This is a genomic window from Streptomyces sp. 7-21, from assembly GCF_016741785.1.
Taxonomy (GTDB): Bacteria; Actinomycetota; Actinomycetes; order Streptomycetales; family Streptomycetaceae; genus Streptomyces.
The window spans coordinates 44,804-70,581 of record NZ_JAERRL010000012.1; the positions used below are offsets into that span (position 1 = coordinate 44,804).

The window sequence follows — 25,778 nt, forward strand, 5'->3', positions numbered from 1 at the left end:
GATGACCACCGCACACCGCGCCACCGTGCGCCGCTGGGCCACGACGGCGGTGGCCGTCGCCCTCGTCGCCGTCTTCCTCTTCCCGCTGTACTGGATGGTCAACGCCTCGCTCCAGCCCAGCCACGAGCTGCTGTCCATCCCGCCGAAGTGGTTCCCGGCGGACCCGACGCTGGACGGATACCGGTCGGCGTTCGATACCCAGGGCAGGCACCTGCTGATCTCGCTCTTCGTCGCCTGCGGCAACGTCGTGATCACGCTGGCCATCGCCGCCCCGCTGGCCTGGGCGCTCGCCCGGTTCCGGCTGCGGCACGCGGCGCTGCTGCTGTTGGTGCTGCTGGTCGTGCAGATGCTGCCGGGCATCGTGAAGGCCAACTCCCTGTTCACGATCTACAGCGAACTGGGGCTGCTGAACAACACGATCGGCCTGATGTTCGCCCAGTCCACGCTGTCGGTGCCGTTCGCCGCCGTGCTGCTGCGCGCCCAGCTGCGTGACGTGCCCGCCGAGGTCACGGAGGCGGCGGCGCTGGACGGCGCCGGGCAGTGGCGGACGTTCCTGCGGATCGTGCTGCCGATGAGCCGCAACGGCGTCATCACCGCCGGCCTGTTCGCGTTCCTGTTCTCCTGGGCCGACTTCCTCTTCGCGATCACCCTCACCTCGCGCGAGGCCGTCACGCCGGTGACCGTCGGCATCTACCGCTTCGTCGGCGCCAACACCACCGACTGGAACGCCCTGATGGCCTCGGCGGTCCTGGCGTCCGTACCCGCCGCCGTGCTGCTGGTGATCGCGCAGCGGTACATCGCCGTCGGCATGACGGGGGGCTCGGTGAAGGACTGACTCCCCTCCCGCGCAGGGCACTTCGCACGCACCACCCCCACCCCACACAGGAGCCACACCACATGGCCAGCATGTTCCGGGAGCACGACGGCGGCCTCGAATGGCGCGGCGGGCACGAGACGCTGCGCATCGAGCCCTGGGGCCCCGACGCGGTCCGGGTCCGCGCCATCCTCGGCGAGGTCCGCGACGACATACCCGGCGCCCTGCTCGACCGCCCCGACCCGGGCGGCGCGCGCGTCACCATCCCCGACCTGACCGGGCTGCGGGTCTTCCGCAACGGCCTGGGCTCGCCCACCGATCCGCTGCCGCCCGCAACGCTCGTCAACGGCCGCCTCACCGCCGAGGTCACGCCCGAGGGCCAGGTGCGGTTCCTGCGCACCGAGGACGGCCGCGAGCTGCTGGCCGAGCGCAAGGCCCACTTCTGGTGGCCGGGCAGCCGCGTGCACACCCCCGTCGGCCACGGCTACCAGCGGCTGGAGCAGCACTTCGCCGCCTACGACGGCGAGCGGCTGTACGGGCTCGGGCAGCACCAGGAGGGCCGGCTGGACCGGAAGCACACCGTCGTGGACCTGGTGCAGCGCAACACCGAGGTCTCCATCCCGTTCCTGCTGTCCAGCCGCGGCTACGGCTTCCTGTGGAACAGCCCGGCGGTCGGGCGCGTCGAACTCGCCGACAACGGCACGCGGTGGGTCGCCGACGCCGCCCGGCAGATCGACTACTGGATCACGGCGGGCGATGACCCGGCCGCGCTGCTGCGCGCCTACGCCGACGCGACGGGCCACGCGCCCGCGTTTCCCTCCTGGGCCACCGGCTTCTGGCAGTGCAAGCTGCGGTACCGCACCCAGGAGGAGCTGCTTGAGGTCGCGCGCGAGCACAAGCGGCGCGGGCTGCCGCTGTCCGTCATCGTCGCCGACTTCTTCCACTGGACGCGCCTGGGCGACCTGCGCTTCGACCCGGAGGAGTGGCCCGATCCGGCGGCGATGGTCCGGGAGCTGGAGGAGATGGGCGTCAAGCTGATGGTGTCCGTCTGGCCGTCCGTGAACCAGTCGAGCGAGAACTACGCGGAGATGGAGCGGCGCGGCCTGTTCGTCGCCAACGAGTACGGCACGGCGGCGCACGCCACGTGGGTCGACAAGGGCTCGGACCACCGGATCAGCGTGGCGTTCTTCGACCCCACCAACCCCGAGGCGCGCGACTTCTTCTGGGGCAAGGCGCGGGACAACTACCAGTCTCTGGGCATCAACCTGTGGTGGCTGGACGCCTGCGAGCCGGAGATGAAGCCCGCTTACCCCGCCAACCTCCGTTTCCACGCCGGCCACGGCCAGGAGGTCGCCAACCTCTACCCGCGCGAGGTGGCGCGCACGTTCTACGAGGGCATGGCCGCCTCGGGCAACACCGACGGCATGTCGTTCAGCCGCTCGGCCTGGGCGGGCAGCCAGCGGTACGGCACGGCCGTGTGGTCCGGCGACATCGGCACCGACTTCGCCACGCTGCGCGCCCAGATCGCGGCCGGGCTGTCGATCGGCCTGTCCGGCATCCCGTGGTGGACCACGGACATCGGCGGCTTCCACGGCGGGGATCCGGACGACCCGGCGTACCGCGAGATCGTGATCCGGTGGTTCCAGTTCGGCGCGTTCTGCCCGATCTTCCGGCTGCACGGCTTCCGGCTGCCGTGGCTGCCGCTGGGCGGGCGGATGACCGGCGGGCCCAACGAGGTCTGGTCCTACGGCGAGGAGGCGTACCGGATCATGGTGCGCTACCTGCGGCTGCGGGAACGGATCCGGCCCTATGTCGCCGCGCAGATGGACACCGCCTCGCGCGAGGGACTGCCCGTGATGCGGCCGCTGTTCCTTCATTTCCCCGGTGACGCGCGGGCATGGGAGGTCGCCGACCAGTTCCTGCTGGGGCCGGACCTGCTGGTCGCGCCGGTCACCGAGGCGGGCGCCACGGCGCGCGACGTCTACCTGCCGGCCGGCGCCTCGTGGACGTGTGCCTGGAGCGGCGAGGTGCACGAGGGCGGCCGCACGGTGCGCCTGGACGCGCCGCTGGACCGGCTGCCGCTGCTGCTGCGCGACGGCGCCCGGCTGCCCATCCGGGAGGACTGAGCCCCCCGCACGGGTGAGGGAGCCGCCCGCCCGCGCGGCGCTCCTCACCCGTTCGGCACGTTCCGCGCGCGGATGTCTGGTTTATGTGTCAATGTGACCGTCAGACATCACGGAGGTGCGCTGTGCGGATCGGATACAAGCTGTCTGCTGAGGGCTTCGGGCCGGACGAGCTGGTACGGCAGGCCGTGCGGGCGGAGGCTGCCGGGTTCGACTTCGTCGAGATGAGCGACCACTACCACCCCTGGCTCGACAACCAGGGCCACTCGCCGTTCGTCTGGACCGTCCTCGGCACGATCGCGGCCCGGACCGAGCGCATCGAGCTGGCCACCGGGGTGACCTGTCCGACGGTCCGCTACCACCCGGCGATCATCGCCCAGGCGGCGGCCACGCTCGCTCTCGTCTCGCACGACCGTTTCGTCCTGGGCATCGGCGCGGGGGAGCGGCTCAACGAGCACGTCATCGGGCGCGGCTTCCCGCCCGTGAGCGTCCGGCACGAGATGCTGCGCGAGGCGCTGGACATCATCCGGCTGCTCTTCATGGGCGGCTACCGCTCCTACGAGGGCAAGCACCTGCGCCTGGAGGACGCCCGGATCTTCGACCTGCCGTCGAAGCCGCCGCTGATCGCCGTGGCCGCCAGCGGCCGGGACTCGGCGCGGATCGCCGCCGAGCTGGGCGACGGCCTGTTCGCCACCGAGGCCAAGCCCAGCATCGTCGACCACTACCACCGCGCCGGCGGCCAGGGCCCGCGCTACGCCGAGGTGCCGGTCGCCTGGGCACCCGACGAGCGCACCGCCGCCCGTGCCGCCTGGGAGACGACGCGCTGGGCGCTGTCCGGCTGGAAGGTCATGAGCGAGCTGCCCAACCCGGCGAACTTCGCCGCGGCCTCCGCCACCGTGCGGGAAGAGGACATCCTGAGCACCTTCGCCTGCGGCAGCGACCCCGAGCGCTACCTCCAGGTCGCCCGCCGCTTCGTGGACGCCGGCTTTGACCACCTGGTCATGCAGAATGCCGGCCCGGACCCCGACGGCTTCCTCGACTTCTTCGCGAGCGAACTCAACGAGCCGCTCCGCCGCCTCGGCGCCCCCGCGAATGCCGTGGCCGCGGCCGGATAAACGCGGGCTAACTCCGTCCCGGTGACTGGCGGGCGGTGTGATAGAGGCCGGCCAGCGCCTCAATGCCGCCGGCGACCATAAGGGCTATGCCCGTCTTGCTCAGCGACAATACCGGCGTCTCGATATCACCGCCGAAGACCAGGAGACCGAGGCCCAGAACAAACGCCCCCACCCCTTCGGCCAGGTACTTCCTGCCACGACTCATCGCGCGTCCCTCTCGGATAGCTTGTGGCGCCCGGCCCCTCTTCTCACTCAGCGTAGAAACGTCCTCCCGCCGCCGCGCCCTCCGCGCGGACGATCCGGCCTGCACCCTTCGATGGAGACTCCCCTCGCTGTGCCGGTCCGCCTCCAGTACCTCCACGGCCTGGCGGCGGATGAAGGTTTGCCGCATGGCGACGGCCGTGTGGACGGAGACGATGTCCGATGAGTCGCCGTCGCCTCTTGCGACGGGGATACTGGCCTCGGGGGTGGAGGCGAAGGGCAAGAAGCAGGATCACTCGTCGGCACGTGCGCTGGGGTGGCCGGAGCGGCAGGTGCCGCCCAGGGCACGGTCGAGGACTACCTGAAGTCACGTAAGCGGGGCGTGCGTTCGTTCATGCTCTGGCGGGAGCGGGACCGTGGCGGAGTGTGGGCCAGGGTGGTGACTCGTCCGGGGGAGGGAAGGAGTGCCCGGAGTACGAGGTGCGCGGCGCGGACGGTGAGGTGCTTGCGGTGGTGCGGCGGCAGCGTGGCTCGCTGCCCGACCTGCGGCGGCCCCGCTGGTGCGGGGACACGAGGCGTCGTGGCGCGCGTGGAAGGGCGCGATGCTGTGGTGGGCGGTGTGGGTGCCGCTGCTGCCGGTCCAGTACCTGCTGGCCATTGTGTCGCTTGGCAGTTTCGTCGGTGTGGAGCCGCCGCGCCGGATGCGGTTTGCCGAGGATGGCCGGCTGAAGCTGCGGTATCACCCCGGTCAGCGCCGCAGTTTTCTCGAGGTACGGGACGAGCGCTGCGATCTCCGGGTCGCGGCAGCGCTGCTGCTCTTGATCCACAGCTGGGAGACCAGCGTCCTGAACTCTTCTCCGTACGACCACACGCCTTAAGCAGCGTCAGCCCAGCTCGCCGAACCGTGCCGCGGCGCCGCCGGGGACCGCGCCGCCGTCGACCGGAAGGGCGTGACCGGTGACGTACGAGGCGGCGCCGGAGCACAGCCACAGGACGGCCGCCGCCGCCTCGTCGGGCTGGCCGAGGCGCCCGAGCGGCGCGCCCAGCGCCATCTGGTCCCGCGCGCCCTTCGGCAGCCCGGCCAGCAGCGGCGTGTCGATGACGCCGGGGCAGACGGCGTTGACCCGGATGCCGCGCCGCGCGTAGTCGAGGGCGGCGGCCCGGGTCAGGCCGACGACGCCGTGCTTGGCGGCCGTGTACGCGGCCATGCTCGGCGCGCCGATGAGGCCGAGCGCGGAGGCGGTGTTGACGATGGCACCGCCGCCGCTGTCCAGCATGGCGGGGATCTCCGCCTTCAGGCAGAGAAAGACGGACGTCAGGTCGGTGTCGATGACGCGCCGCCACTCCTCGGTGCTCACCTCGGCCAGCGGTGTCACGCCGCCGCCGGCGCCCGCGTTGTTGTGGGCGATGTCCAGGCGCCCGAAGTGCGCGACGACGCGGTCGACCAGCCGGTCGACGGCGGCCTCGCTGGTCACGTCGGCGAGGAAGAGTTCCGCTGCCCCGCCGGCCTCCCGGATCGCGTCGACGGTCGCCTTGGCGTGCGTCTCTGCGACGTCGGTCACCGCGACCTGCGCTCCGGCGCGGCCGAACGCCTCGGCCGTGGCGCGCCCGATGCCGGACCCGCCGCCGGTGACCAGCACCACGGAGCCGCTGAAGTCGAACGTGCTGGTGGCGCGGGTCCGTGTCACTGTGCTGGTCCCTTCGGTTGCGCGCGACAGGGGAGTGATGCGCAGGGAGAATAGTGGTGTTTGCACCCTTTTGCGAAGGGAGGCGCGGCCGTGAAGGCTGTGTTCTACCGCCACTACGGCGGCCCCGACGTCCTGGAGTACGGCGAGCTTCCGGCGCCCAAGACCGGCCCCGACGCGGTGCTGGTCCAGGTGCGGGCCGCCTCGGTCAATCCGGTGGACTGGAAGTGCCGTTACGGCTACCTGGAGCCGATGGTGGACGCGGTCTTCCCGGTGATCCCCGGCTGGGACATGGCGGGCGTCGTGGTCAGGCCGGGGGCGGCCGTGCCGGAGTTCGCCGAGGGGGACGAGGTGATCGGCTACGTGCGCGAGGACATGCTCTCGCGCGGCACCTTCGCGGAGCTGGTCGCCGCTCCCGTGCGCACGCTCGGCCCCAAGCCGCGCAACCTCGGCTTCGAGGAGGCGGCGACGCTCCCGCTCGCGGGGCTGACGGCGTACCAGGTGCTCAAGCGCGCGCTCCGCGTCGGCCAGGGCGACCGGGTGCTCGTCCACGCGGCGGCCGGCGGCGTCGGCTCGTTCGCCGTCCAGATCGCGCGGTACCTCGGTGCGCGGGTCATCGGCACGGCCAGTGAGCGGAACCACGCCTACCTGCGGGACCTGGGCGCCGAGCCCGTGGTCTACGGCGAAGGGCTGGCGGACCGGGTGCAGGCGCTGGTGCCTGACGGAGTGACGGCCGTGTTCGACATGGTCGGCGGCGAGGCGCTGGCGGCGACGCGCGGGGTGCTGGCGCCCGGCGGGCGGGCGGCCTCCATCGCGGACAGCACGGTGACGGAACTGGGCGGCCAGTACGTCTTCGTGCGCCCCGACCCGGCCGATCTGCGTGCGCTGAGCGACATGGCCGAGGCGGGGGCGCTGCGCCCTCACCTGGCCGCCGTGTTTCCGCTCGAACAGGCCGCTGAAGCACACCGGTTGAGCGAGGAAGGGCACACCCGGGGGAAGATCGCCGTCACCGTCGGCTGAGGCCGGGCCGCGCGCGAGCCGCTGCGCGATGTCTTGACGGCCCCAGGGACCCCCCGTACCGTCACCGCGTCCGGGACGAATTGAAACGACTCAATTGAAACGACTCAATGAAACGTTACAACTGCGCCTCGACGCGGGAGCCGGAGGAAAGAACGTGGGCCACGTCGACACAGAACGGCACATAACGGGGGACAGAGCGGGCCGCGGCAGACGCCTGCCGGCCATGGCGCTGAGCACTCTGCTCGCCGGGATCATGGTGGCCACCGCCGTCGGCGGTGCCCAGGCGGGCTCGTCCGCCGACGGCCGCCGGGGCAGCGGCGGCGGCCGGGACGCCGGGCCCGTGCAGCTGGAGCGGCTCGACCGCGGGCTCGTCGCCGTCGCGACCGACGAGGGCGTCTTCCTCAGCTGGCGGCTGCTCGCCTCGGAGGTCACCGGCCACACCGCCACCGGCCTGGCCGGGGCCGACTTCCGCGTCTACCGGGACGGCGAGCGCGTCGCCACCGTCACCGACAGCACCAACTACCTGGACGAGGGCGCCTCCCCGGACAGCGAGTACCGCGTCGCCGCCGTCGTGGACGGGGAAGAGACCGACCGCAGCGAGCCCGTGTCGCCCTGGTCGCAGGGCTACTACGAGATCCCGCTGACCAAGCCCGAGGGCGGCGTCACCCCGGCCGGCGAGGAGTACACCTACGGCGCCAACGACATGTCCGTCGCCGACCTCGACGGCGACGGACAGTACGAGTACGTCGTCAAGTGGTACCCGTCCAACGCCAAGGACGTCTCCCAGACCGGCTACACCGGCAACACCTACATCGACGCCTACGAACTCGACGGCACCCTGCTGTACCGCATCGACCTCGGCGTCAACATCCGCTCCGGGGCGCACTACACGCAGTTCCCCGTCTACGACTTCGACGGCGACGGCCGCGCCGAGCTGATGATGAAGACAGCCCCCGGCACCTCCGTCACCCGCTTCGAGGACGGTGAGCCGGTCGCGCGGGAGTACCTCACCATGCCGCGTGCCGACCGCCTCGCCGGGTACTCCCACCAGGACGACTACCGCCTGAGCGCCGAGGACTACCGCGACCACCTGGCCGGGATGTTCCAGGACTGGCACGAGCACCCCGAGGTGCAGGCGGGCAACTGGCCCGCCACGGTCGAGGAGGCGCTGGGCGCCCAGGACGAGCTGTCGTTCAGCTACCCGCTCTCCCGCGCGGACGCCGGGCAGCTGGCGGACTACTTCATCGACGTCTACGCCCCCAGCCGCAGCGAGCGCAACGACCTGCGGTCCTTCGAAGGATTCGTCCTTGACGGCCCCGAGTACCTGACGGTCTTCGACGGCGCCACCGGCGGCGAGCTCCAGACCGTGCCCTACCAGCCGGGCCGCGGCGACGACGGGCTGATGTGGGGCGACTACGCCATGAGCCGCATCGAGCCCGGCAACCGCGTCGACCGCTTCCTGGCATCGGTGGCCTACCTCGACGGCCGGCACCCCTCGGCGGTCTTCGCGCGCGGCTACTACACGCGCACCACGCTGGTCGCCTACCGCTGGGACGGCGACCGGCTGCGCGAGGAGTGGTACGTGGACAGCGGGCACGCGCCGATGTCGAACCCGTTCAACGACGCGCCGCACGGCGTCGACGGCACCGACCCGGAGTACGGCACGCTGACCACGCAGGGCTTCCACTCCCTGAGCGCCGCCGACGTGGACGGCGACGGCCGCCAGGAGATCGTCTACGGCTCGGCCACCCTCGACGACGACGGCAGCCTGCTGTACAGCTCCTTCGGCGAGATGCCCGGGCAGAGCGCCGATCCGGGCGCCAGCGCCCGCCTGGGACACGGCGACGCCATGCACGTCACCGACATCGACCCCGGCCGCCCCGGCCTGGAGATCTTCACCGTCCACGAGGGAGCGGCGTACGCCCCGTACGGCTACGCCCTGCGCGACGCGGCGACCGGTGAGGTGCTGTGGGGCGGCTACACCGGCGAGGACACCGGCCGCGGCATGATCGGTGACGTCGACCCGGACGTCCCCGGCATCGAGGTGTGGGCAGGCGTGCCCGAGGGCGGCGCGGGCGGCGAAGCCGGCATGTGGAGCGCCTCCGGCGAGGAGCTGAGCGCCGAGACCCCCGGCACCAACCAGTCGATCCGCTGGGCCGGCGACCTCACGACGCAGTACCTCACCGGCGCCACCACCGAGACCTACGAAACGCCGGCCATCGAGGACTGGCGCCGGGGCACCCTGCTGACCGCCAGGGACACGACCACCAACAACTGGACGAAGGGCAACCCCTCACTGGTGGCCGACATCCTCGGCGACTGGCGGGAGGAGCTGCTGCTGCCGACGGCCGACAGCACGGCGATGCGGATCTACCTGAGCACGGAGCTGACCGGGCACAAGCTCTACACGCTCATGCACGACCCGCAGTACCGTGTGGAGGTGGCGCGGCAGCAGACGGCGTACAACCAGCCCGCTCACCCCAGCTTCTACCTGGCCTCCGACATGGACTTCGCGGACGTCCCGGTCCCGTCGTACTACACGCCGGGCGGCGTGCCGGCGCTGGAGGACGCCGTGCGGTCGTACGTGCGGAGCGGGGACGTGAGCCTCCTGGCGGCGGCCCGCCTGCTGGTGGTGGCCGCGCTGGCGGAGCACCACCTCGACCACGGCAGGACCGCGCGCGCGGTGTCCGCTCTGGAGTGCTTCACGGCGATCGCCGGCCACCCGTGGCCGGGGCGCGTCTCCGGCGAGGCCCGCGCCGCGCTCATACACCAGGCCGGCTCGCTGCTCGCGCAGCTGACCTGATCCCGGCGGCAGACCGCGCGGTCAGCGGCGGTGGCCCGGCGGCCCGGCGGCTGCCGGCCGCCGCCGCTGTGTCGCTCGGCCCGGCGCCTGAGCGGCGCCGGCGGTCAGCCCTTGACGGCGCCCTCCGTCAGTCCCGACAGGACGGTACGGCGGAAGACGAGGACGAGGAAGGCGATGGGCACCGTGGCGGTCATGGCGGCGGCGAAGATCGTGCCGTAGGGGACCTCGTAGCGGTCGCCGAAGAGCGCGATGCCGACGGGGATGGTCCGCAGGCGGCTGTCGCTGTTGAGCGTGAGCGCCATCAGGAACTCGGTCCAGCAGGCCGTGAACGTGAAGACGCCGGCGGTGAAGAGGGCCGGGCCCGCCTGGGGGAGGACGACGGAGAACAGGGTGCGGTTGGCGCTCGCGCCGTCGATCGTCGCGGACTCCTCCAGCTCCACCGGCAGGTCAAGCAGCGAATTCCGCAGCATCCACACCGCGAACGGCAGGTGGAACGCCACGTACGGCACGATCAGCCCCGGATAGCTGTTCAGCAGCCCGAAGTGCCGTTCCACCAGGTACAGCGGCGTCACCACGGCGATCACCGGGAAGACGGAGATCATCAGCAGCCCCACCAGCACGGTTGAGCGTCCGCGCATCGGGGTGCGCGCCAGCGCGTATCCGGCGAAGAGCGCCAGTCCCAGCACGATGACCGTGGCGCTGACGGAGACGATCGCGCTGTTGGCCAGGTAGCGGTCCATGTCGGCCTCGCCCCACGCCCGCCGGTAGTTGTCCAGCGTCGGGTTCTCCGGGAAGAACGTCGGCGGCGAGGCGCCCGCCTCGACCGGCGTCTTGAACGAGGTCACCGCCATCCAGTACAGCGGCGCCGCCGTGATGACGACGAGCAGCAGGCCGCCGAGGGTGACCGGGTTGAGGTACCGGCGCACGCCCCTGCGCCGCCTGGTCTGGCGCCAGCTCACAGCCGTCCTCCTGAGGTCGAGCCGCTCTCGGTCTCGTCCACCTGCGACCGGAACAGCCGCAGGAACAGCAGGCAGCCGCCCAGCACCAGCAGGCCGGTGGAGGTGGCGACGGCTGCCCCCATGCCCATGTCGAGGTCCTCGAAGAGCGACTTGTAGCCGAGGATGGCCAGCGACTGCGTGGCCGTGCCGGGGCCGCCCTGCGTGAGGACGAAGGGCAGGTCGAAGATGCCGAATGCCTGGAGCACCCGGAACAGCACCGCGACGGCGATGACCGGCCGCAGCCCGGGGACGACCACGTTCCAGAACGTCGCCCACGCGCCGGCCCCGTCCACCTCCGCCGCCTCGTACCGCTCCCGGGGGATGCGGACGAGCCCGGCGAGGATGATGACGGCGACGAACGGCGTGGTCTTCCAGATGTCCGCCACCGCCAGGGCCGTGATGGCGGGCGCCGGGGTGCCCAGGATCACCGGCGGATCGGTCTGCACGAGGCTGAACGCCCAGGTCACGGCGCCATAGGTGGCGTTGTAGAGGTAGCCCCACAGCTGCGCGGAGACGACGGTGATCATCGACCACGGGATCAGCAGCAGCGCCAGCAGCCAGCCGCGGCCGATCTCGAGCCGGTCGAGCAGCACGGCCACCGCTGTGCCCAGGGCCAGCTCGACGGCGACGGTCCCGACCGTGTACCCGATGGTGAACAGCGCGGCGTCGTACCAGGCCGAGCTGGTGAACATGGTGGTGTAGTTGCTGAGCGTCCAGTCCTCGATCCGCAGGCCGTCGAACGTCAGGCGGACCTCGCTGAAGCTCAGCGCGACCGAGTACAGGACGGGGAAGATCGTCACCGCGGCCAGCACGGCCAGCGCCGGGGCGGTGTAGTACCAGCCGGTGCGCGCCCGCCGCCTGCGGATCCCGCCCGGTCCGCGCCGGGTGCGCGTCATCACGCTCACAGGGACCGCCCTTCCAGCGCCGCCTCGATACCGTCCCGCGCGGCGGCGACCGCCTGGCGCGGGGTGGCGCCGCCGTTGAGTACGCGGTTGGTCTGCGTGTAGAGGGCCTTGCTGACCTGGGTGTAGCGCGGCGACTGGGTGGGCCGGGCGACCAGCCGGACGTCGGCGGCGAGCGCCAGCACCGGCGTGTCCGAGCGGCGCGCCTCGCGGCTTTCGCGCAGCGCGGTCACGGCCGGAAGGTAGGCCGAGTGGCGCATCATCAGCCGCTGGGCCTCGTCGTCGGCGCAGAAGCGGGCGAAGGCGGTGGCCGCGCCGAGGTTCTTCGAATGCGGGTTGACGAAGTTGCACCAGCCGCCCAGGCAGCCGTGGCCGTGGCCTGCCATGCCCTCGAAGCCGGGGCGCACGGCGACGCCGACCTTGCCGGCGATGGGGGAGTCCGGAGCGTTCACCACGCCCCAGACGTAGGCCCAGTTGCGCAGGAAGACGGCCTCGCCGCCGACGAAGGCGTCCGCGGTGTCCTGTTCCTTGAACGTCGAGGCGGAGCTGGGCAGCAGGCCGCTGGTCACCGCGTCGTGCAGGTAGCCGAAGACGCGCTCGCCGGCGCGCCGGCCGAAGGTGGCGCGGTCACCGTTCTCGCTGAGGATGGAGCCGCCGGCGTCGGCGACGAACTCGGCGACGTTGCACGTGAGCCCTTCGAAGACCGCGCCCTGGAGCAGCAGCCCGTACGGGGCGTCGCCCGCCCGCATCACGGTCCGGGCGGCGTGGTCCAGCTCCTCCCAGGTTTCGGGGACGGGCAGGCCGTGCCGGTCGAGGAGGTCGGCGCGGTAGAAGAGGTAGGGCTGGTCGGCGTAGAGCGGGAAGGCGTAGACGTCGCCGTTGTAGCTGAGCGAGCGGCGCACCGCCTCCGGGTAGCGCTGCCAGTAGCCGTCCGGGACGAGGGTGCGCAGCGGCAGCGCCATGGCGTTGTGGGCGAACTGCGCCGGCCAGGCGATGTCCCCCATGTAGACGTCGGGCAGCGGCGCGCCGCTGGCGATTGTCGTGGTCAGGGTGGTGCGGGTGATGTCGGTGACGGCGGGCGCCTCGGTGATCTCGACGCGGATGTTGGGGTGGTGTTCGCGGAACGCGTCGATCAGCAGGGGCCGCAGGTCGCCGCCGTCGTGGGTGGCCATGGCGAACGACCACCAGTTGAGGGTGACGTCGCCGCGCGGCACGCGGGCGGCGGCGTCGAGGTCGGGACCGCCTGAGCCGCCGCCCGGAAGGAGGCCGCAGCCGGGGACGGCCCCGGCCGCCGCGGCCGCGATCAGGGTTCTCCTGCGCGGTCCGCGCGGACCGTTCGATCCCGGCATGAGCACTCCCTGCGTGACCTCAGTGGTGGATATCAGCCGATTCCCGTCATGCTGATCATCACTGGCAGAACCAGAATGATCAGGATGGCTCCCAAAATGTCGAAACTGATGCCGGAACGGATCATTCGCGTGATGGGCACCAGCCCGGATCCGTAGGCGATCGCGTTCTGCGGCGTGGAGACCGGCAGCATGAAGCCGAACGACGCGGCGAACGTCGCGGCCAGCGCGGGCTGGACCGGGTCCACGCCCGCCGCGGCGGCCACCGGCAGGATGATGGGCACGACGACCGCCGCCGAGGCCGTGTTGCTCGTGGTCTCTGACACGACGATCGCCAGGACGGCGGCGAACGCCGTGATCGCCAGCACGCTGGAGAGCCCCAGCCAGTCGGAGGCGGACTCGCCGATGGTCTCGGCCAGCCCGGTGTCGGCCAGCAGCGTGCCGAAGATGACGCCGGTGCCGAAGAGCAGGATCGTGCCCCAGTCGATGCGGGCCGCGTCGCTCCAGTTCAGCGTGGCCTGCCTGCGGCTGAAGTCCACGGGCAGCAGGAACAGCAGCGAGGCGCCGAGCACCGCGACGACGCCCTCGTCGAGCCGGTCGCTGACGGTGGCGTACGCGGAGGAGTCCGTGCCGGCGGCCAGCGCCACGATGCCCGGCAGGATCCACAGCGTGACGGTCACGCCGAAGGCGATCAGCGTGTTGATCTCCGCCCGTGACATCCGGCCCAGCGCCGCCCGCTGGTCGCGCACGTACTCCTCGACGCCCTCCAGACGCCGCACCTCCGGCCGGTTGACCAGCAGCAGCACGACGGCGAGCGCGGCGAACATCAGCGCGCACACCGGCAACGCGGTCGCCACCCACTCGGCGAAGGAGATCCGCTCGCCGGTGACGCGCTCGATGTGGTCACGGCCGATCAGGTTCGGCGGCGATCCGATCGGCGTGAGCAGGCCGCCGACGCTGGCGCCGTACGCCAGCATCAGCACCAGCGCCGCCCCGACCCGCAGCCGCAGCGGGTCGAAGTCCTGAGCCACGACGCCGCGTTCCTGGAGCAGCCGGGCGATGACGGTCAGCATGCCGAGCGCGGTCGGCAGCAGCATGGCGACGGTGGCCGTGTTCGACACGAACGCCGAGAGCACGCACGTGATGCCGCCGAAGGCGATGATCACCCGGAACGTGGAGCGGCCCACGCCGGGCAGCGCCAGGACGCGGAACGCGAACCGCCGCGCCAGCCCGCTGGCGAGCATGGACTGGGCGAGGATAAACGCCCCGATGAACGTGAAGATCGTCGAGGAGCCGAACGGCGCGAGCGCCTCGTCCGCCGGAACCACGCCCAGCACAACGATGGCGCCGACACCGAGGAGACCGCCCACCGGAATCGGCACCGGCTCGGTCACCCACAGGACGATCACACCCAGCAGCACGGCGCCCAGCTGCTGCTGGACGGCCATGTCGAGTGGCAGGAACAGGAAGACGAGCGTCACCAGCGGCGCCAGCCACAGCCCTGTGGTCTGACGCGCCTTCTCAAAGCGCTCCTCGGCGGGCGTCAGGCGCTGCTCACCGAGGCTCCGGTAGGTGGCGTGGCCCAGCAGGGCCTTCTCCACGTCGGTCTTGGGTCGGTCGGGTCGCAGTGACTTGCTCGGGTCTGGCGTCATCGGCAGTCCTTGGGCGAGGTCGTCGGGACCGCCCACGGCGAACGTACGTTCCCCGTGGGACGGATAATCCGACTTCTGCCCGCTGTGACCCCCGGGAATTCCGGCCGGAGCGCCCGTCACCGCCGCACCCGCGCGCCGCGCGCCGCCCGGACCACCGGGGCAGCCTCCCGTTCCTGGCCTGCGTCGGTCATCGTGCGCCACCGCCTCGGGTGCGTAAGGGACTGGAGGTGAAGCTGGGGTAAGAGTGGGGTTGGTACTGAGGGCAAGTGAGCCAGTTTCAGATCAACCGAGTGGATTGTTCAGCCTGTCATATTCGCGCCCCAAAACCGGCGATGCGCGCCTGAACGCCGATGACACGTCGCGCGTCCGAGCGAATGTCCGCGAACGGCCACACGGCGGCCGGCGGGCTCCCTAGCATCGCCCCCATGCTCCCCGCGCACTCCGCGACCCTGGCCCTGCACGAGCGGCTGACCGCCCTGCGCCAGGCGGGCGCCCCCGTCCTCCACCTCGGCTTCGGCGAAGCGGGCCTGCCCGTCCCTCCTGGCGTCGCCGACGTCCTGGCCCGCGCCGCCGCCCGCCCCGGCAGCAACGGCTACGCCCCGGTCGCCGGCACCGCCGCGGCGCGCCGCGCCGCCGCCGCCTGGTTCACCCGGCGCGGCCTGCCCACCGACGACGACCGCGTCGTCCTGGCCCCCGGCAGCAAGCCGCTGCTCTTCGCGCTGCTCGCGGCCCTGCCCGGCGACGTCGTCCTGCCCCGCCCGTCCTGGGTCAGCTACGCCGCACAGGCCGCGCTGGCGGGCAAGCGCGTCACCAGCGTGCCCGTCCCCGCCGCGTGCGGCGGCGTACCCGACCCGGCGCTCCTGCCGGACGCGCTGCACGCCGCCCGCGCGGCGGGCGCGGAACCCGGCGTGCTCGTGGTGACCATCCCCGACAACCCCACCGGCACGATCGCCCGCCCCGGCCTCGTCCGCGAGGTCTGCGCCCTCGCCGGGCGCCACGGCCTCGCCGTCATCGCCGACGAGATCTACGCCGACCTCGTGCACGACCCGCACGCTCCGCCCCCGCCCAGCGCCGCGCACCACCTGCCGGACCGCACCGTCGTCACCACCGGCCTGAGCAAGTCCGTCGCGCTCGGCGGCTGGCGCGTCGGCCTCGCCCGGCTCCCCCAGGGCCCCTGGGGCGCCCGCCTCGCCACCGCCCTCGCCGGCGTCGCGAGCGAGATCTGGTCCTGCCTGGCCGCACCGCTCCAGGACGTGGCCGCATACGTCCTCGGCGAGCCGCCCGAGGTGCGGGCGCACGTGGCCGCGGCCCGGCGTCTGCACGGCGCGGTCGCCCGCGCGGTCCATCAGGAGTTCACGGCGGCGGGCGCCGACTGCCGCGCCCCGCAGGCGGGCTTCTACCTCTACCCCGGGCTGCCCGGCCCGGCGGGAGGCGCTGCGCTCGCCCGCCGCTTGCTGGAGCGCCACCACATCGGCGTGCTCCCCGGCGAAGCGTTCGGCGACGACCCGGCCGCGCCGCGCGTCCGCGTCGCCACCAGCCTGCTGTACGGCGACACCGAGGAGCAGCGCTGGCAGGCCCTGCGCGCCCCCGACCCGCTGGCCCTGCCCTGGGTCGCCGAGCCGCTCGCCCGGCTGCGCGGCGCCCTCGCCGCGGACTAGGGCCGGCCCGTCAGCCCGCACGCGCCGCCGTACTCGCAGACCCCGAACGCGGCCAGCAGCTCCTCCTCGCACACAGCAGTGCCGAGCGCGCCGCACCCGAGAGCGGTGGATCGGCATCGTCACCAAGCAGTCGCCCCCGCGGACCCGCCGCGGCTCGTCCGTCACGTGCCCGAGGCGCCGGTGGCCACGGCGTTGTTGTCCTCGCGCCTCACCGCCAGCGGGCAGCCCAGCAGCTGCGCGGGCGCGTGGCACTTGCGCTGCCCCGTCACGGGCTTGCGCGGCGCCCTGGCCAGCGCCGCCACCGCCGCGTCCCGCACCTGCGGGCTGATGCGGGAGAACATCCGTGCGATGTCCGCCCGGTCCAGCGCCACGACCCGCTCCGGCAGCTGCCCGCTCCCGCCGCCGCGCGCGGCGAGCCCCTCCAGGCCGTCTCCGTGCCGTGGCGCCAGGCAGGTGAGAAAACCCCCGGCACATCATGTCATGACGAAAAAATACGGCGAGACCTCAATAATTTCGGCCTCGTGTCCACGCCAGCGCTCACGCCCGCTGTCCCCGCCCCCGCGCCTCCGCTTCAGCGCCCGGCGGCCACGGCGCACGCCGTCGCCATCGTCGGCCTCGGCGCCGCGGGTCTTCCCCTGGCCCTCGCCTTCCTCGACGCACCCGGCCGTACGGTCATCGGGCTCGACGCCGATGCCGGGCGGCGCGAGGCCATCCGGCGCGGGCACGTCGACCTCACACCCCGGGACCGCGACCGGCTGCGCCGCCACCTCAGCGGTGGCGCCCGGGGCTTCCAGCTGACCGGCGACCCGGCACGCCTCGCCGACGCCGGCGCCGTTCTGATCTGTGTGCCGGCACCCGTCGACGCCCGCCGCGGGCCCGACCTGACCGCGCTCCGCGCCGCCTGCGCCGCGGCCGTCGCGCACGCCGTCCCCGGCCAGACCCTCGTGCTGACGTCCACCGTGTACGCCGGGACCACGCGCGACCTGCTCGCGCGCCCGCTCGCCGCCCGCGGTCTGACGCCCGGCCGTGACGTCCACGTCGCCAGCGCCCCCGAGCGGACCGGCTGCGGCACGCCCCGCCGCACCCCGGCCACGGCGCACCGCCTCGTCGGCGGCCTGACCGCGGAGTGCGGGCGCCGCGCCGCCAGCCTGCTCGCGCACACCGCCGCGAGCGTCCACCGCGTCGGGTCCCCCGAGGCCGCCGAGCTGGCCCGGATTCTGGCCAGCAGCGCCCGCGCCGTCCGTTCCGCCCTCGCCAGCGAGTTCGCCGACGCCTGCGGCAGCCTCGGCCTGGACCCGGCTGAGGTCACCGAGGCGGCGGCGCTCGGCGCCTTCGGCCTCGCGCCCTTCCCGCCCGGACCGGGCGCCGCCGAGGACAGCCACCGGCTGACCCGCGACCCGCAGTACCTGCTCTGGCAGCTGCGCGCCCGCCGCGTCGCCGCCCCGCTGACCGACGCCGCCGTGACGGCGCTGACCGCCCGTCCCCAGGCGGTCGCCCGCCGCGCCCTCGACGCCCTGGCGGAACGCGGCAGGCCGCGGCGCGGCGCCCGGGTCCTGCTCGTGGGCGCCGCCCGCCAGCCGGGCGTCGCCGACGTCCGGGAGTCGCCCGCGCTCGCCATCCTCACGCGCCTCGCCGCCGAGGGCGTCCGCGTCGCCTATACCGACCCGCTGATCCCCTCGCTCACCCTGCCCGGCCCGCCCCGGCGGCAGCTGGACAGCGAGCACGACCCGGCCGCGGGCGCCTGGGACCTGGTCCTCGTCCGCACCCGCCACCCCGGCCAGGACCTCACCTGGCTCGACGCGCAGCCGGCCGTGCTCGAGGTCCCCGCCGTCTGAGGGCACGCCGAACGCCGGGCGCGCTCCCGCGCGTTGCGCCCCGCCCGGCAGCGCTCCGCCATCGCGACCGTCAGCCAGCGCACGGTCGTCACCACTGCCCGCAACAGCGAGGCCGTCACCGGCGCCACCAGCGTGTGCGGCGTCCCCCGCGTCGCCCCGGCCGCCGATACGTCACACCATCAGGTGGTCATTCCTGGCGCGCCCGGCCGTGCCCGCCCCCGGAGCGGCCACGACGCCTAGCGTCGTGCTCCGTGAGAGCACACCGAGTCCTGGCCCTGGGCCTGTCCCTGGCCGCCCTCGCCACCGTCCTGGCCGCGGCTCCTGCCGGAAGCTCCGCCGCGAGCGCCGCGACCGGCCGCGACGGGGCACCGCTGGCCCAGCGCCTCGTCGCAGCCGCCTCCGCCGAGGGCGCTCTGCGCCACCTGGCGGCTTTCCAGCGCATCGCCGACGCCAGCGGCGGCCACCGCGCCGCGGGCACACCCGGCCACGAGCGCTCCGTGCGGTACGCGGGCGCGTTTCTGGCCCGCGCCGGGTACGAGGTGACCTACCAGCGGTTCACCTTCCCCTACCGGGAGACCGCCGCCGAGCGGCTCACACGGCTCACGCCCGCGGAACAGGACGTGCCGGTCCGGCTGATGACATACACCCCGCCCACCCCCGAGGGAGGCCTGACCGCCGACCTGGCCGTGGCGGGACTCGGCTGCCGGGCGGCGGACTTCGCGGACGGCGCGGTCGCGGACCGGATCGCACTGCTGACGCGCGGGGAGTGCACCTTCGCCGAAAAGCAGGCCAACGCGGCCGAGGCGGGCGCGCTCGCCGCCCTCATCGTCAACGACGTGCCCGGTGAGCTCTCCGGGACGCTCGGCGACCCCGGCGCCGGCGTCATCCCCACCGCGGGCCTCGCCCGGGACGACGGCCAGGCGCTCGCCGATGACCTGGCGGCCGGGCAGCGGGTGACCGTCCGGCTGGAGGTGGCCGAACGGGCCGAGGAGCGCGAGACGGTCAACCTCATCGCCGACGCGCCCGGCCGGGAACCCGGCACGCCCGTCGTCATGGCGGGCGCCCACCTGGACTCGGTGCCCGAGGGGCCGGGCATCAACGACAACGGCTCGGGCGCCGCTGGGCTGCTGGAGACCGCGCAGCGCCTGGCCGAGCTGGGCTGGGCGGCGGGCGGCGACCGGGTGCGGTTCGCCCTGTGGTCCGCCGAGGAGTCCGGCCTGCTCGGCTCGGAGCACTACGTGGCCACGCTGAGCGAGGCCGGTCGCGAGGAGATCGCCCTCTACCTCAACTTCGACATGATCGCCTCGCCCAACTACGGGCTCTTCGTCTACGACGGCGACGACCCGCAGGCGCCGCCCGGATCGGCCGGCATCGCACAGCTCATCGAGGAGTTCTTCGCGGCGCGCGGGCTGGCCACGCGGCCCACCGCGTTCAACGGGCGCAGCGACTACGGGCCGTTCGTGGCCGCCGGCATCCCGGCGGGCGGCACCTTCACGGGAGCCGAGGGCGTCAAGACCGAGGAGGAAGCGGCGCTGTGGGGCGGCACCGCGGGGGAGCCCTACGACCCCTGCTACCACCAGGCGTGCGACCGCCTCGGCAACATCAGCGAACCGGCCCTGGACCTCAACGTGGACCTGATCGCCCACGCGCTCGGCAGTTATGCCGCTGCAACGAGGCTGCGGACGGAGCGTCTTGCCCGGTAGGCTCTCCGTGTGATCTTCAAGCGCATCGGAAACGGACGACCTTACCCTGACCATGGCCGGGACAACACCCGGCAGTGGGCAGACGTGGCGCCGCGCCCCGTGCGCCTCGACCAGCTGATCACCACGAAGGGACAGCTCGATCTGGAGACGCTGCTGGCGGAGGACTCCACCTTCTACGGTGACCTCTTCGCCCACGTCGTGAAGTGGCGCGGTGACCTGTACCTCGAGGACGGCCTGCACCGGGCGGTGCGGGCGGCTCTTCAGCAGCGGCAGGTGCTGCACGCACGTGTCCTGGAGCTGGAGGACTCCGACTGATCCCCGGCGGGTTGCCCCGTTCGGGGCCGGAGCGCCGCCGCCGTTGATCATTTAGTAGGCAGCAGCCGTTTGTCTTACTACGCTGCGCCCATGAGCATGCTGACGCCGCCCGGTATGCGTGGCCGCAAGTACCGGATCACGGGTGACCGCTATCCCCGGATGAGGCGGCGCCCCCGCCGCCTCCGGCTCGCCCTGGCCGCCCTCGCGGCCGCGGCCGTGCTCGGCCTGCTCGGCTACGGCACGCTCCAGGTAGTCGACGTCTTCACCGCGGACGACGACGGCTCGGGCGGCGGCGCCCAGGCCCGGGACGCCTCCGGCGGCCAGTCGCCCGCCGCCTCGGCCGAGTGCGCGCCCGCCGCCGGCAGTGAGCGGCTCGCGCCGCCGCCCGAGCCGGACGCGGTGACCGTCAACGTCTACAACGCCACGCGCCGCACCGGCCTGGCCCAGCGGACCGCGGACCAGCTCGCCGAGCGCGGCTTCACCATCGGCGAGGTGGACAACGCGCCCGAGGAGCTCGACGGCAACGTCGAGGCCCCGGGGCTGCTGCTCGCCACCAGCGCCGCCGCCGAGTCCGGCGCGGTCGCCGCCGTCGGCGCGTGGGTCGAGGGCGCCGAGACCGGCGATCCCACCGGGGAACGGGGCGCCCCCATGGAGGTCGACCTCGTCCTCGGCGACGGCTTCGACAGCCTGCTCGGCGAGCGGCAGGCCGAGCGCCGCCTGGCCGAGCTCACCAGCGAGCGGCAGGCCTCCGGCGGTGACGGCGCCTCCGGCTGCTGAGCGGCGCGCGCCGCGTTCCTCACGCCAGGCCGTACATCCGGTCTCCCGCGTCGCCCAGGCCGGGCACGATGAAGCCCTGCTCGTTCAGCCGCTCGTCCAGCGCGCCGGTCACGACGGTCACCGGCGCACCGGCCAGGCCGCTCTCCAGCCGCTCCACGCCCTCGGGCGCCGCGAGCAGGCACAGGGCGGTCACGTCGTCGGCCCCCCGCCTGATCAGCTCCTGGATGGCGGCGACCAGCGTGCCTCCGGTCGCGAGCATGGGATCGAGGACGTAGACCTGGCGCCCGGAGAGGTCCTCGGGCATCCGGTTCGCGTACGTCGACGCCTGGAGGGTCTCCTCGTCGCGCAGCATGCCGAGGAAGCCCACCTCGGCCGTCGGCAGCAGCCGGAGCATGCCGTCCAGCATGCCCAGACCCGCTCGTATGATCGGGACGACCAGGGGGCGGGGATGGGACAGCCGCACTCCCGTGGTGCGGGCCACCGGAGTCGCGATGTCCACCACTTCCGTGCGTACGTCGCGGGTCGCCTCGTACGCCAGCAAGGTGACCAGTTCGTCGGCCAGCCGCCGGAACGTGGGGGAGTCGGTGCGCTCGTCGCGCAGCGTGGTCAGTTTGTGCGCCACCAGCGGGTGGTCAACGACGTGGATACGCATGACCCGACAGTAGCGAACACCTCGGGCATTCCTAGCGCTGGTCACCGAGGTGGACAGCGCGCGGCGGCGTGTGGAAAGTAACTCCGCGAGGAGGGAGAGGGCACATGCGCGGCTGCGCCATCACGCAGGAACGACAGCGGACACGCGCCCGGCGCACGGGCTGGGAACAACGTTGGCGGACATTCCGTTGGTGAACTGCCGAGTTACCCGACAGTGCACCCCTTTTCTGCCACGATGCATGTGGTAGGCCGAACCGAGTGGGGAGAGTCACGGTGTACTTCACCGCACTGCTCGCGCGGACCGCAGACGGTTGGGAAGCGAGCGACACAGAGTTCGACGACGTGGAGAGCCTTGACGAGCTGGCCGAGCTGGCCCGCGACAACGCCCCGGAGGATGACACCGTCCTGGTGTGCATCGAGCAGGAGGGCGCCTGGTTCGGCATCGTCCGGGTGGACGGTGAGGAGGAGGACCCGAAGGTGTTCGTCTCCGACGCCGCACAGGCGATGCGCAGCGCCTACGGCGAGATCCTGCTGACCGATGAGCTGCTGGGCCGGGAGCCGGAGAGCCCCGCCGACCTCGACCAGCTCGTCGACCTCGACGGCAGCGAGGACGGCTACGCGGACGAGGACGGGGACGACGCGGACGCCGACGCCGTGCCGCGCGGCCCGGTGGGCGACAGCGGCCTGCTGGCGGACTTCGGTGTCGACGCGGGCACCGTGCTGAAGCTGACGCCGGGCGAGGCGCTCAGCGAGATCGCGGAGGCGCTCGGCTGCTCGGACATGCTGGAGGCCGTCAGGTGAGCCGCCGCCCGTCGCGGACCCGACGGACCCGGGGGTGAGCGACCCGCTGCGTGATCCGTGGCGGCCCGCCATGCGCCAGGCCCTGGCGCAGGCCGAGGCCGCCCGGGCCACCGCTGACGTGCCCGTGGGAGCGGTCGTGCTCGGCCCGGGCGGGCCCGTGGGCGAGCCGCTGGCAACGGGCCGCAACGAGCGGGAGGCCACCGGCGACCCTACGGCCCACGCCGAGGTCCTCGCCCTGCGCGCGGCCGCCCGCCGCCTCGGTGAGTGGCGGCTGGCCGGCTGCACCCTCGTGGTGACCCTGGAGCCCTGCACGATGTGCGCGGGGGCGAGCGTGCTGTCCCGGGTGGACCGTGTCGTCTACGGCGCCGCGGACGCGAAGGCGGGCGCGGCGGGCTCGCTGTGGGACGTGCTGCGCGACCGGCGGCTCAACCACCGGCCCGAGGTGATCGGCGGCGTTCTCGCGGACGACTGCGCCGCCCTGCTCACGTCCTTCTTCCGCGGCGGCTGACCCCGCGGTTTCCGTGCGCCGCCCCACGTGGGCTAAGCTTCCTCCCGGTAGCGTGTCCGAGCGGCCGAAGGAGCTCGCCTCGAAAGCGAGTGTGGGGGCAACTCCACCGAGGGTTCAAATCCCTCCGCTACCGCCAGGCGAACCGCCAGTACGACGAGAGGGCGGGCCCCGCACCGGGCCCGCCCTCTCGTCGTTGGTGCCCGGACCGGCCCGGCGTGTGGCGTGGTGGGGAGTGGTTGAATGCGCTCACGGCGCCGGGAACCTGAGGCGGAGGGAGCACGCGTGGCCGGCGGGCACGGACAACCGGGCGAGCGGGACGGCTGGCACTGCCGGACGGGACCGCGGCCGCTCCTGGCCGGGAAGCCGGGGCCGGCGTGAGCCGCGGGGCAGGGGCGATGCGTGCGCGGACGCGGCGGGGCGCCGTGTACCTGGTGGCCGTCGTGGCGCTGTTCTCGGTCGTCACGTGGCCGGGGAAGGCGTCGGACTTCGCCGGAATGGTCATCCTCGCGCTCTCTGGCGCCGCCGACGGGTTCGGCGATTTCCTCGCCGCGCTCCTCGGCCGCTGAGCGCCGAACACGTTGTGACCGGGTGCTTGCACAGTGTGTATATGTCTTGTGATGCTATGACAGCTTCTGCACCGGTACGGGCGTGGAGGGTGGCAGGCAGGTGGCGGCGACGCAGGCGTCCCGGGGGGCCAAGGCGCGTGCGCTCACGCAGGCGCTGTTCGAGCGGCTGGCCACTCTGGAGCCCGGTACTCCTGAGCACGCCCGGGTCCGCGCCGCGCTGATCGAGGCCAACCTGCCGCTCGTGCGGTACGTCGCCCTCCGCTTCCGGGGCCGGAACGAGCCGCTGGAGGACATCGTCCAGGTCGGCACCGTCGGTCTTATCCAGGCCATCGACCGCTTCGACCTCGGCCGCGGCGTGCGGTTCGCGACCTTCGCGATGCCGACGATCGTCGGGGAGATCAGGCGCTACTTCCGCGACAGCGTCAGGTCCGTGCACGTTCCGCGCCGCGTGCACGAGCGCTGGGGCCGGGTCCGCTCAGCGGGCGAGGAGCTGACCGTGGCCCTCGGCCGCACCCCGACCACGGCGGAGATCGCCGAACGGCTGTGCCTCACCGAGGAGGAGGTCCTCGCCAGTGCGGAGGCGGGGCGTGCCTACCGCGTCGCCTCGCTGGAGGCAGTGCGTGAGCGGGAGGACGCCCCCGGGCTGATCGAGCGCCTCGGCTACGAGGACCCCGGCCTCACGAGCGTCGAACACCGCGCCCTGGTGCGGCATCTGCTGGTCCAGCTGCCCGAGCGTGAGCGGCACGTGCTGCTGCTGCGCTACTTCGGCAACTTGACGCAGTCACAGATCAGCGCCGAGCTGGGCGTATCCCAGATGCACATCTCCCGGATGCTGGCGCGCAGCGTCACACGACTCCGTATCGCAAATCTGATCGAGAGTTAAGTCGACTGAGCGACCGGTCAGTCGGGAACTCGCGGATCACCTGTGGCGTTTTATCGACAACGAGCTACATCGTGTTGATGACGTGTGACATTCTGCTAGAACCGCGTTTGCCGTGGCGGCTGATCCGGTATCCACGAGAGGGCGACGTCTTTCAGCGAGGCTTCGAGTGGGCAGTCCCGTGTCAGGCGCGCCGCCGCGACCCATCCACGACCTCAAGGGGGTGGCATGTCCGTAGAACTGGGCAGCTCCAAGGTGCTCACCACGACCGGCAGGCCGCACGTACCCGAGCAGCACTCACCCTCGCTGCCGCCCGAACCCGAAGCGGAGAGTGACAGCCTCGACACCAGGACTCTCTCCCGCTCCCTCTTCCAGCGGCTGGCGACGCTCGACCCTGACAGCCCGGAGCGGGCCTACGTCCGGGACACCCTCATCGAGCTGAACCTTCCGCTGGTGCGGTACGCGGCGGCCCGCTTCCGCAGCCGGAACGAGCCGATGGAGGACATCGTCCAGGTCGGCACCATCGGGCTGATCAAGGCCATCGACCGCTTCGACTGCGAACGCGGCGTGGAGTTCCCCACGTTCGCCATGCCCACGGTCGTCGGGGAGATCAAGCGCTTCTTCCGCGACACCTCCTGGTCGGTGCGGGTGCCGCGCCGCCTCCAGGAACTGCGCCTGGCGCTGACCAAGGCGAGCGACGAGCTGTCCCAGCGCCTGGACCGTTCCCCCACGGTCTCCGAACTCGCCGCCTGCCTCGGCGTCTCCGAGGAAGAGGTCGTCGACGGCCTGGCGGTGGGCAACGCGTACACCGCGAGCTCCCTGGACTCGCCCTCGCCTGAGGAGGAGGGCGGCGAGGGCTCGCTCGCCGACCGCCTGGGCTACGAGGACGCCGCCCTGGAGGGCGTGGAGTACCGCGAATCGCTCAAGCCGCTGCTGGCGCGGCTGCCCGCCCGCGAGCGTCGCATCATCATGCTGCGGTTCTTCGGCAACATGACGCAGTCCCAGATCGGCGAGGAGGTGGGCATCTCGCAGATGCACGTCTCGCGCCTGCTCACGCGTACGCTCGCTCAGCTCCGCGAGGGACTGACCGCCGAGGAGTGAGGACCACCCGGACCGGCGAAGGGCCCGCCGGTCCGGGAGACACGGAGCGACGCTGCACAGGCGCCGTACCGGGCGGTCAGGTGAAGGCGATGACCGCGACCGCGATCACGACGGCGATCACCAGGACGACGCCGGCGATCATGCCGACGCTGATGCTGGACGAGGAGCCACCGGCGGTGGCCGAGCCGCGGCGGTCCGTCGCGCCCTGGTTGACGAACGCCTGGAACATCTGCGTGCTGCCCGCCGGGTCGGGCTCCTGCGAGTGCTGCGGGCCGTGGGGTGCCTGGGGGTTGTGCGCCATGCCTGTGACCCTAGCGAAAGCCG

At 72.8% G+C, this 25,778-nt stretch carries 25 protein-coding genes and 1 tRNA gene; 17 read left to right on the plus strand and 9 right to left on the minus strand.

Going from position 1 to position 25,778, the window contains the following annotated elements; all coding sequences use genetic code 11:
* Position 1 precedes the first annotated feature (1 nt).
* From JK356_RS16155 to JK356_RS16165, 3 genes are all read left to right on the plus strand, one after another.
* On the plus strand, positions 2 to 835 hold the full coding sequence (locus JK356_RS16155) for a carbohydrate ABC transporter permease (RefSeq protein ID WP_201868730.1): 834 nt from the start codon (positions 2 to 4) through the stop codon (positions 833 to 835).
* 62 nt (positions 836 to 897) lie between these two features.
* Positions 898 to 2,940 carry a TIM-barrel domain-containing protein gene (locus JK356_RS16160; protein ID WP_201868732.1) on the plus strand — a complete coding sequence of 681 codons (2,043 nt, stop codon included), beginning with the start codon at positions 898 to 900 and terminating at the stop codon, positions 2,938 to 2,940.
* Positions 2,941 to 3,062: 122 nt separating this feature from the next.
* The gene (locus tag JK356_RS16165; protein ID WP_201868734.1) at positions 3,063 to 4,052 is read left to right on the plus strand and encodes a TIGR03557 family F420-dependent LLM class oxidoreductase; all 990 of its coding nucleotides are present in this window, start codon (positions 3,063 to 3,065) and stop codon (positions 4,050 to 4,052) included.
* A gap of 7 nt (positions 4,053 to 4,059) precedes the next feature.
* Here JK356_RS16165 and JK356_RS16170 read toward each other — a convergent pair whose 3' ends face one another.
* Positions 4,060 to 4,536: a DUF5708 family protein gene (locus JK356_RS16170; protein ID WP_201868736.1), complete on the minus strand. Its 477-nt coding sequence runs from the start codon at positions 4,534 to 4,536 to the stop codon at positions 4,060 to 4,062.
* A 319-nt stretch (positions 4,537 to 4,855) separates the two neighbouring features.
* On the opposite strand from JK356_RS16170, the gene JK356_RS16175 reads away from it, so the two are divergent.
* The gene (locus JK356_RS16175; RefSeq protein ID WP_201868738.1) at positions 4,856 to 5,131 is read left to right on the plus strand and encodes a hypothetical protein; all 276 of its coding nucleotides are present in this window, start codon (positions 4,856 to 4,858) and stop codon (positions 5,129 to 5,131) included.
* A 6-nt stretch (positions 5,132 to 5,137) separates the two neighbouring features.
* On the opposite strand, the gene JK356_RS16180 is transcribed toward JK356_RS16175, so the two are convergent.
* On the minus strand, positions 5,138 to 5,941 hold the full coding sequence (locus JK356_RS16180; protein ID WP_201868740.1) for an SDR family NAD(P)-dependent oxidoreductase: 804 nt from the start codon (positions 5,939 to 5,941) through the stop codon (positions 5,138 to 5,140).
* 90 nt (positions 5,942 to 6,031) lie between these two features.
* On the opposite strand from JK356_RS16180, the gene JK356_RS16185 reads away from it, so the two are divergent.
* Together JK356_RS16185 and JK356_RS22400 are read left to right on the plus strand one after the other, a co-directional pair.
* Positions 6,032 to 6,958 carry an NADP-dependent oxidoreductase gene (locus JK356_RS16185; RefSeq protein WP_201868742.1) on the plus strand — a complete coding sequence of 309 codons (927 nt, stop codon included), beginning with the start codon at positions 6,032 to 6,034 and terminating at the stop codon, positions 6,956 to 6,958.
* A gap of 223 nt (positions 6,959 to 7,181) precedes the next feature.
* Positions 7,182 to 9,761, plus strand: a complete 2,580-nt coding sequence (locus JK356_RS22400; RefSeq protein ID WP_201868744.1) for a rhamnogalacturonan lyase — start codon at positions 7,182 to 7,184, stop codon at positions 9,759 to 9,761.
* Positions 9,762 to 9,865: 104 nt separating this feature from the next.
* Here the strand turns inward: JK356_RS22400 and JK356_RS16195 are convergent, their stop codons facing one another.
* Genes JK356_RS16195 through JK356_RS16210 form a run of 4 tightly spaced genes read right to left on the minus strand, consistent with a single transcriptional unit; the run spans position 9,866 to position 14,659 of the window.
* Positions 9,866 to 10,720 (minus strand): carbohydrate ABC transporter permease, encoded by an 855-nt coding sequence (locus JK356_RS16195; RefSeq protein ID WP_307815641.1) that lies wholly within the window; start codon positions 10,718 to 10,720, stop codon positions 9,866 to 9,868.
* Positions 10,717 to 11,655, minus strand: a complete 939-nt coding sequence (locus JK356_RS16200; protein WP_201868940.1) for a carbohydrate ABC transporter permease — start codon at positions 11,653 to 11,655, stop codon at positions 10,717 to 10,719. The genes JK356_RS16195 and JK356_RS16200 overlap by 4 nt, the downstream gene beginning before the upstream one ends.
* Before the next feature lie 5 nt (positions 11,656 to 11,660).
* A complete protein-coding gene (locus JK356_RS16205; protein WP_201868750.1) occupies positions 11,661 to 13,010 on the minus strand; it encodes an extracellular solute-binding protein in 1,350 nt (449 codons plus the stop codon).
* Between the two features lie 32 nt (positions 13,011 to 13,042).
* Entirely contained in the window at positions 13,043 to 14,659 is a 1,617-nt protein-coding gene (locus JK356_RS16210; RefSeq protein WP_201868752.1) for a DASS family sodium-coupled anion symporter, read from the minus strand.
* 425 nt (positions 14,660 to 15,084) lie between these two features.
* Here JK356_RS16210 and JK356_RS16215 point away from each other — a divergent pair, with 425 nt between their 5' ends.
* Entirely contained in the window at positions 15,085 to 16,317 is a 1,233-nt protein-coding gene (locus JK356_RS16215) for a pyridoxal phosphate-dependent aminotransferase (protein ID WP_201868755.1), read from the plus strand.
* Between the two features lie 161 nt (positions 16,318 to 16,478).
* Here JK356_RS16215 and JK356_RS16220 read toward each other — a convergent pair whose 3' ends face one another.
* Positions 16,479 to 16,688, minus strand: coding sequence for a hypothetical protein (locus JK356_RS16220; RefSeq protein ID WP_201868757.1), 210 nt, complete (start codon positions 16,686 to 16,688; stop codon positions 16,479 to 16,481).
* Positions 16,689 to 16,838: 150 nt separating this feature from the next.
* Between JK356_RS16220 and JK356_RS16225 the strand changes: the two genes are divergently transcribed.
* The 4 genes from JK356_RS16225 to JK356_RS16240 all read left to right on the plus strand — a co-directional run bounded on the left by JK356_RS16225 (position 16,839) and on the right by JK356_RS16240 (position 20,947).
* Positions 16,839 to 18,152, plus strand: coding sequence for a nucleotide sugar dehydrogenase (locus JK356_RS16225; RefSeq protein ID WP_201868759.1), 1,314 nt, complete (start codon positions 16,839 to 16,841; stop codon positions 18,150 to 18,152).
* 251 nt (positions 18,153 to 18,403) lie between these two features.
* Positions 18,404 to 19,855 carry a M28 family peptidase gene (locus JK356_RS16230; protein WP_307815644.1) on the plus strand — a complete coding sequence of 484 codons (1,452 nt, stop codon included), beginning with the start codon at positions 18,404 to 18,406 and terminating at the stop codon, positions 19,853 to 19,855.
* Between the two features lie 9 nt (positions 19,856 to 19,864).
* Positions 19,865 to 20,170 carry a type II toxin-antitoxin system VapB family antitoxin gene (locus JK356_RS16235; protein ID WP_201868761.1) on the plus strand — a complete coding sequence of 102 codons (306 nt, stop codon included), beginning with the start codon at positions 19,865 to 19,867 and terminating at the stop codon, positions 20,168 to 20,170.
* A gap of 90 nt (positions 20,171 to 20,260) precedes the next feature.
* The gene (locus tag JK356_RS16240; protein ID WP_201868763.1) at positions 20,261 to 20,947 is read left to right on the plus strand and encodes a LytR C-terminal domain-containing protein; all 687 of its coding nucleotides are present in this window, start codon (positions 20,261 to 20,263) and stop codon (positions 20,945 to 20,947) included.
* Positions 20,948 to 20,966: 19 nt separating this feature from the next.
* Here JK356_RS16240 and upp read toward each other — a convergent pair whose 3' ends face one another.
* Positions 20,967 to 21,599: a uracil phosphoribosyltransferase gene (gene upp, locus JK356_RS16245; RefSeq protein ID WP_201868765.1), complete on the minus strand. Its 633-nt coding sequence runs from the start codon at positions 21,597 to 21,599 to the stop codon at positions 20,967 to 20,969.
* 272 nt (positions 21,600 to 21,871) lie between these two features.
* Between upp and JK356_RS16250 the strand changes: the two genes are divergently transcribed.
* From JK356_RS16250 to JK356_RS16275, 6 genes are all read left to right on the plus strand, one after another.
* Positions 21,872 to 22,399 carry a hypothetical protein gene (locus JK356_RS16250; RefSeq protein ID WP_201868766.1) on the plus strand — a complete coding sequence of 176 codons (528 nt, stop codon included), beginning with the start codon at positions 21,872 to 21,874 and terminating at the stop codon, positions 22,397 to 22,399.
* A 70-nt stretch (positions 22,400 to 22,469) separates the two neighbouring features.
* Positions 22,470 to 22,907, plus strand: coding sequence for a tRNA adenosine(34) deaminase TadA (gene tadA / locus JK356_RS16255; RefSeq protein WP_201868944.1), 438 nt, complete (start codon positions 22,470 to 22,472; stop codon positions 22,905 to 22,907).
* 46 nt (positions 22,908 to 22,953) lie between these two features.
* A tRNA-Ser gene (locus JK356_RS16260) sits at positions 22,954 to 23,043 on the plus strand.
* A gap of 259 nt (positions 23,044 to 23,302) precedes the next feature.
* Complete coding sequence (locus JK356_RS16265) at positions 23,303 to 23,473, plus strand: hypothetical protein (RefSeq protein ID WP_201868768.1); 171 nt, start codon at positions 23,303 to 23,305, stop codon at positions 23,471 to 23,473.
* Between the two features lie 100 nt (positions 23,474 to 23,573).
* On the plus strand, positions 23,574 to 24,356 hold the full coding sequence (locus tag JK356_RS16270) for a SigB/SigF/SigG family RNA polymerase sigma factor (RefSeq protein WP_201868770.1): 783 nt from the start codon (positions 23,574 to 23,576) through the stop codon (positions 24,354 to 24,356).
* 225 nt (positions 24,357 to 24,581) lie between these two features.
* Positions 24,582 to 25,454, plus strand: a complete 873-nt coding sequence (locus JK356_RS16275; protein WP_201868773.1) for an RNA polymerase sigma factor SigF — start codon at positions 24,582 to 24,584, stop codon at positions 25,452 to 25,454.
* Between the two features lie 76 nt (positions 25,455 to 25,530).
* Here JK356_RS16275 and JK356_RS16280 read toward each other — a convergent pair whose 3' ends face one another.
* On the minus strand, positions 25,531 to 25,755 hold the full coding sequence (locus tag JK356_RS16280) for a hypothetical protein (protein WP_201868775.1): 225 nt from the start codon (positions 25,753 to 25,755) through the stop codon (positions 25,531 to 25,533).
* Between the last annotated feature and the right edge of the window lie 23 nt (positions 25,756 to 25,778).

Excerpts from the sequence above, each read along its gene's own strand:
- JK356_RS22400 (WP_201868744.1), top strand. The coding sequence starts at position 7,182 with ATGGCGCTGAGCACTCTGCTCGCCGGGATCATGGTGGCCACCGCCGTC.
- JK356_RS16160 (WP_201868732.1), top strand. The coding sequence starts at position 898 with ATGGCCAGCATGTTCCGGGAGCACGACGGCGGCCTCGAATGGCGCGGC.
- JK356_RS16275 (WP_201868773.1), top strand. The coding sequence starts at position 24,582 with ATGTCCGTAGAACTGGGCAGCTCCAAGGTGCTCACCACGACCGGCAGG.
- JK356_RS16265 (WP_201868768.1), top strand. The coding sequence starts at position 23,303 with ATGCGTGCGCGGACGCGGCGGGGCGCCGTGTACCTGGTGGCCGTCGTG.
- JK356_RS16240 (WP_201868763.1), top strand. The coding sequence starts at position 20,261 with ATGAGCATGCTGACGCCGCCCGGTATGCGTGGCCGCAAGTACCGGATC.
- tadA (WP_201868944.1), top strand. The coding sequence starts at position 22,470 with ATGCGCCAGGCCCTGGCGCAGGCCGAGGCCGCCCGGGCCACCGCTGAC.
- JK356_RS16175 (WP_201868738.1), top strand. The coding sequence starts at position 4,856 with ATGCTGTGGTGGGCGGTGTGGGTGCCGCTGCTGCCGGTCCAGTACCTG.
- JK356_RS16210 (WP_201868752.1), bottom strand. The coding sequence starts at position 14,659 with ATGACGCCAGACCCGAGCAAGTCACTGCGACCCGACCGACCCAAGACC.
- JK356_RS16215 (WP_201868755.1), top strand. The coding sequence starts at position 15,085 with ATGCTCCCCGCGCACTCCGCGACCCTGGCCCTGCACGAGCGGCTGACC.
- JK356_RS16205 (WP_201868750.1), bottom strand. The coding sequence starts at position 13,010 with ATGCCGGGATCGAACGGTCCGCGCGGACCGCGCAGGAGAACCCTGATC.
- upp (WP_201868765.1), bottom strand. The coding sequence starts at position 21,599 with ATGCGTATCCACGTCGTTGACCACCCGCTGGTGGCGCACAAACTGACC.
- JK356_RS16155 (WP_201868730.1), top strand. The coding sequence starts at position 2 with ATGACCACCGCACACCGCGCCACCGTGCGCCGCTGGGCCACGACGGCG.
- JK356_RS16200 (WP_201868940.1), bottom strand. The coding sequence starts at position 11,655 with ATGACGCGCACCCGGCGCGGACCGGGCGGGATCCGCAGGCGGCGGGCG.
- JK356_RS16280 (WP_201868775.1), bottom strand. The coding sequence starts at position 25,755 with ATGGCGCACAACCCCCAGGCACCCCACGGCCCGCAGCACTCGCAGGAG.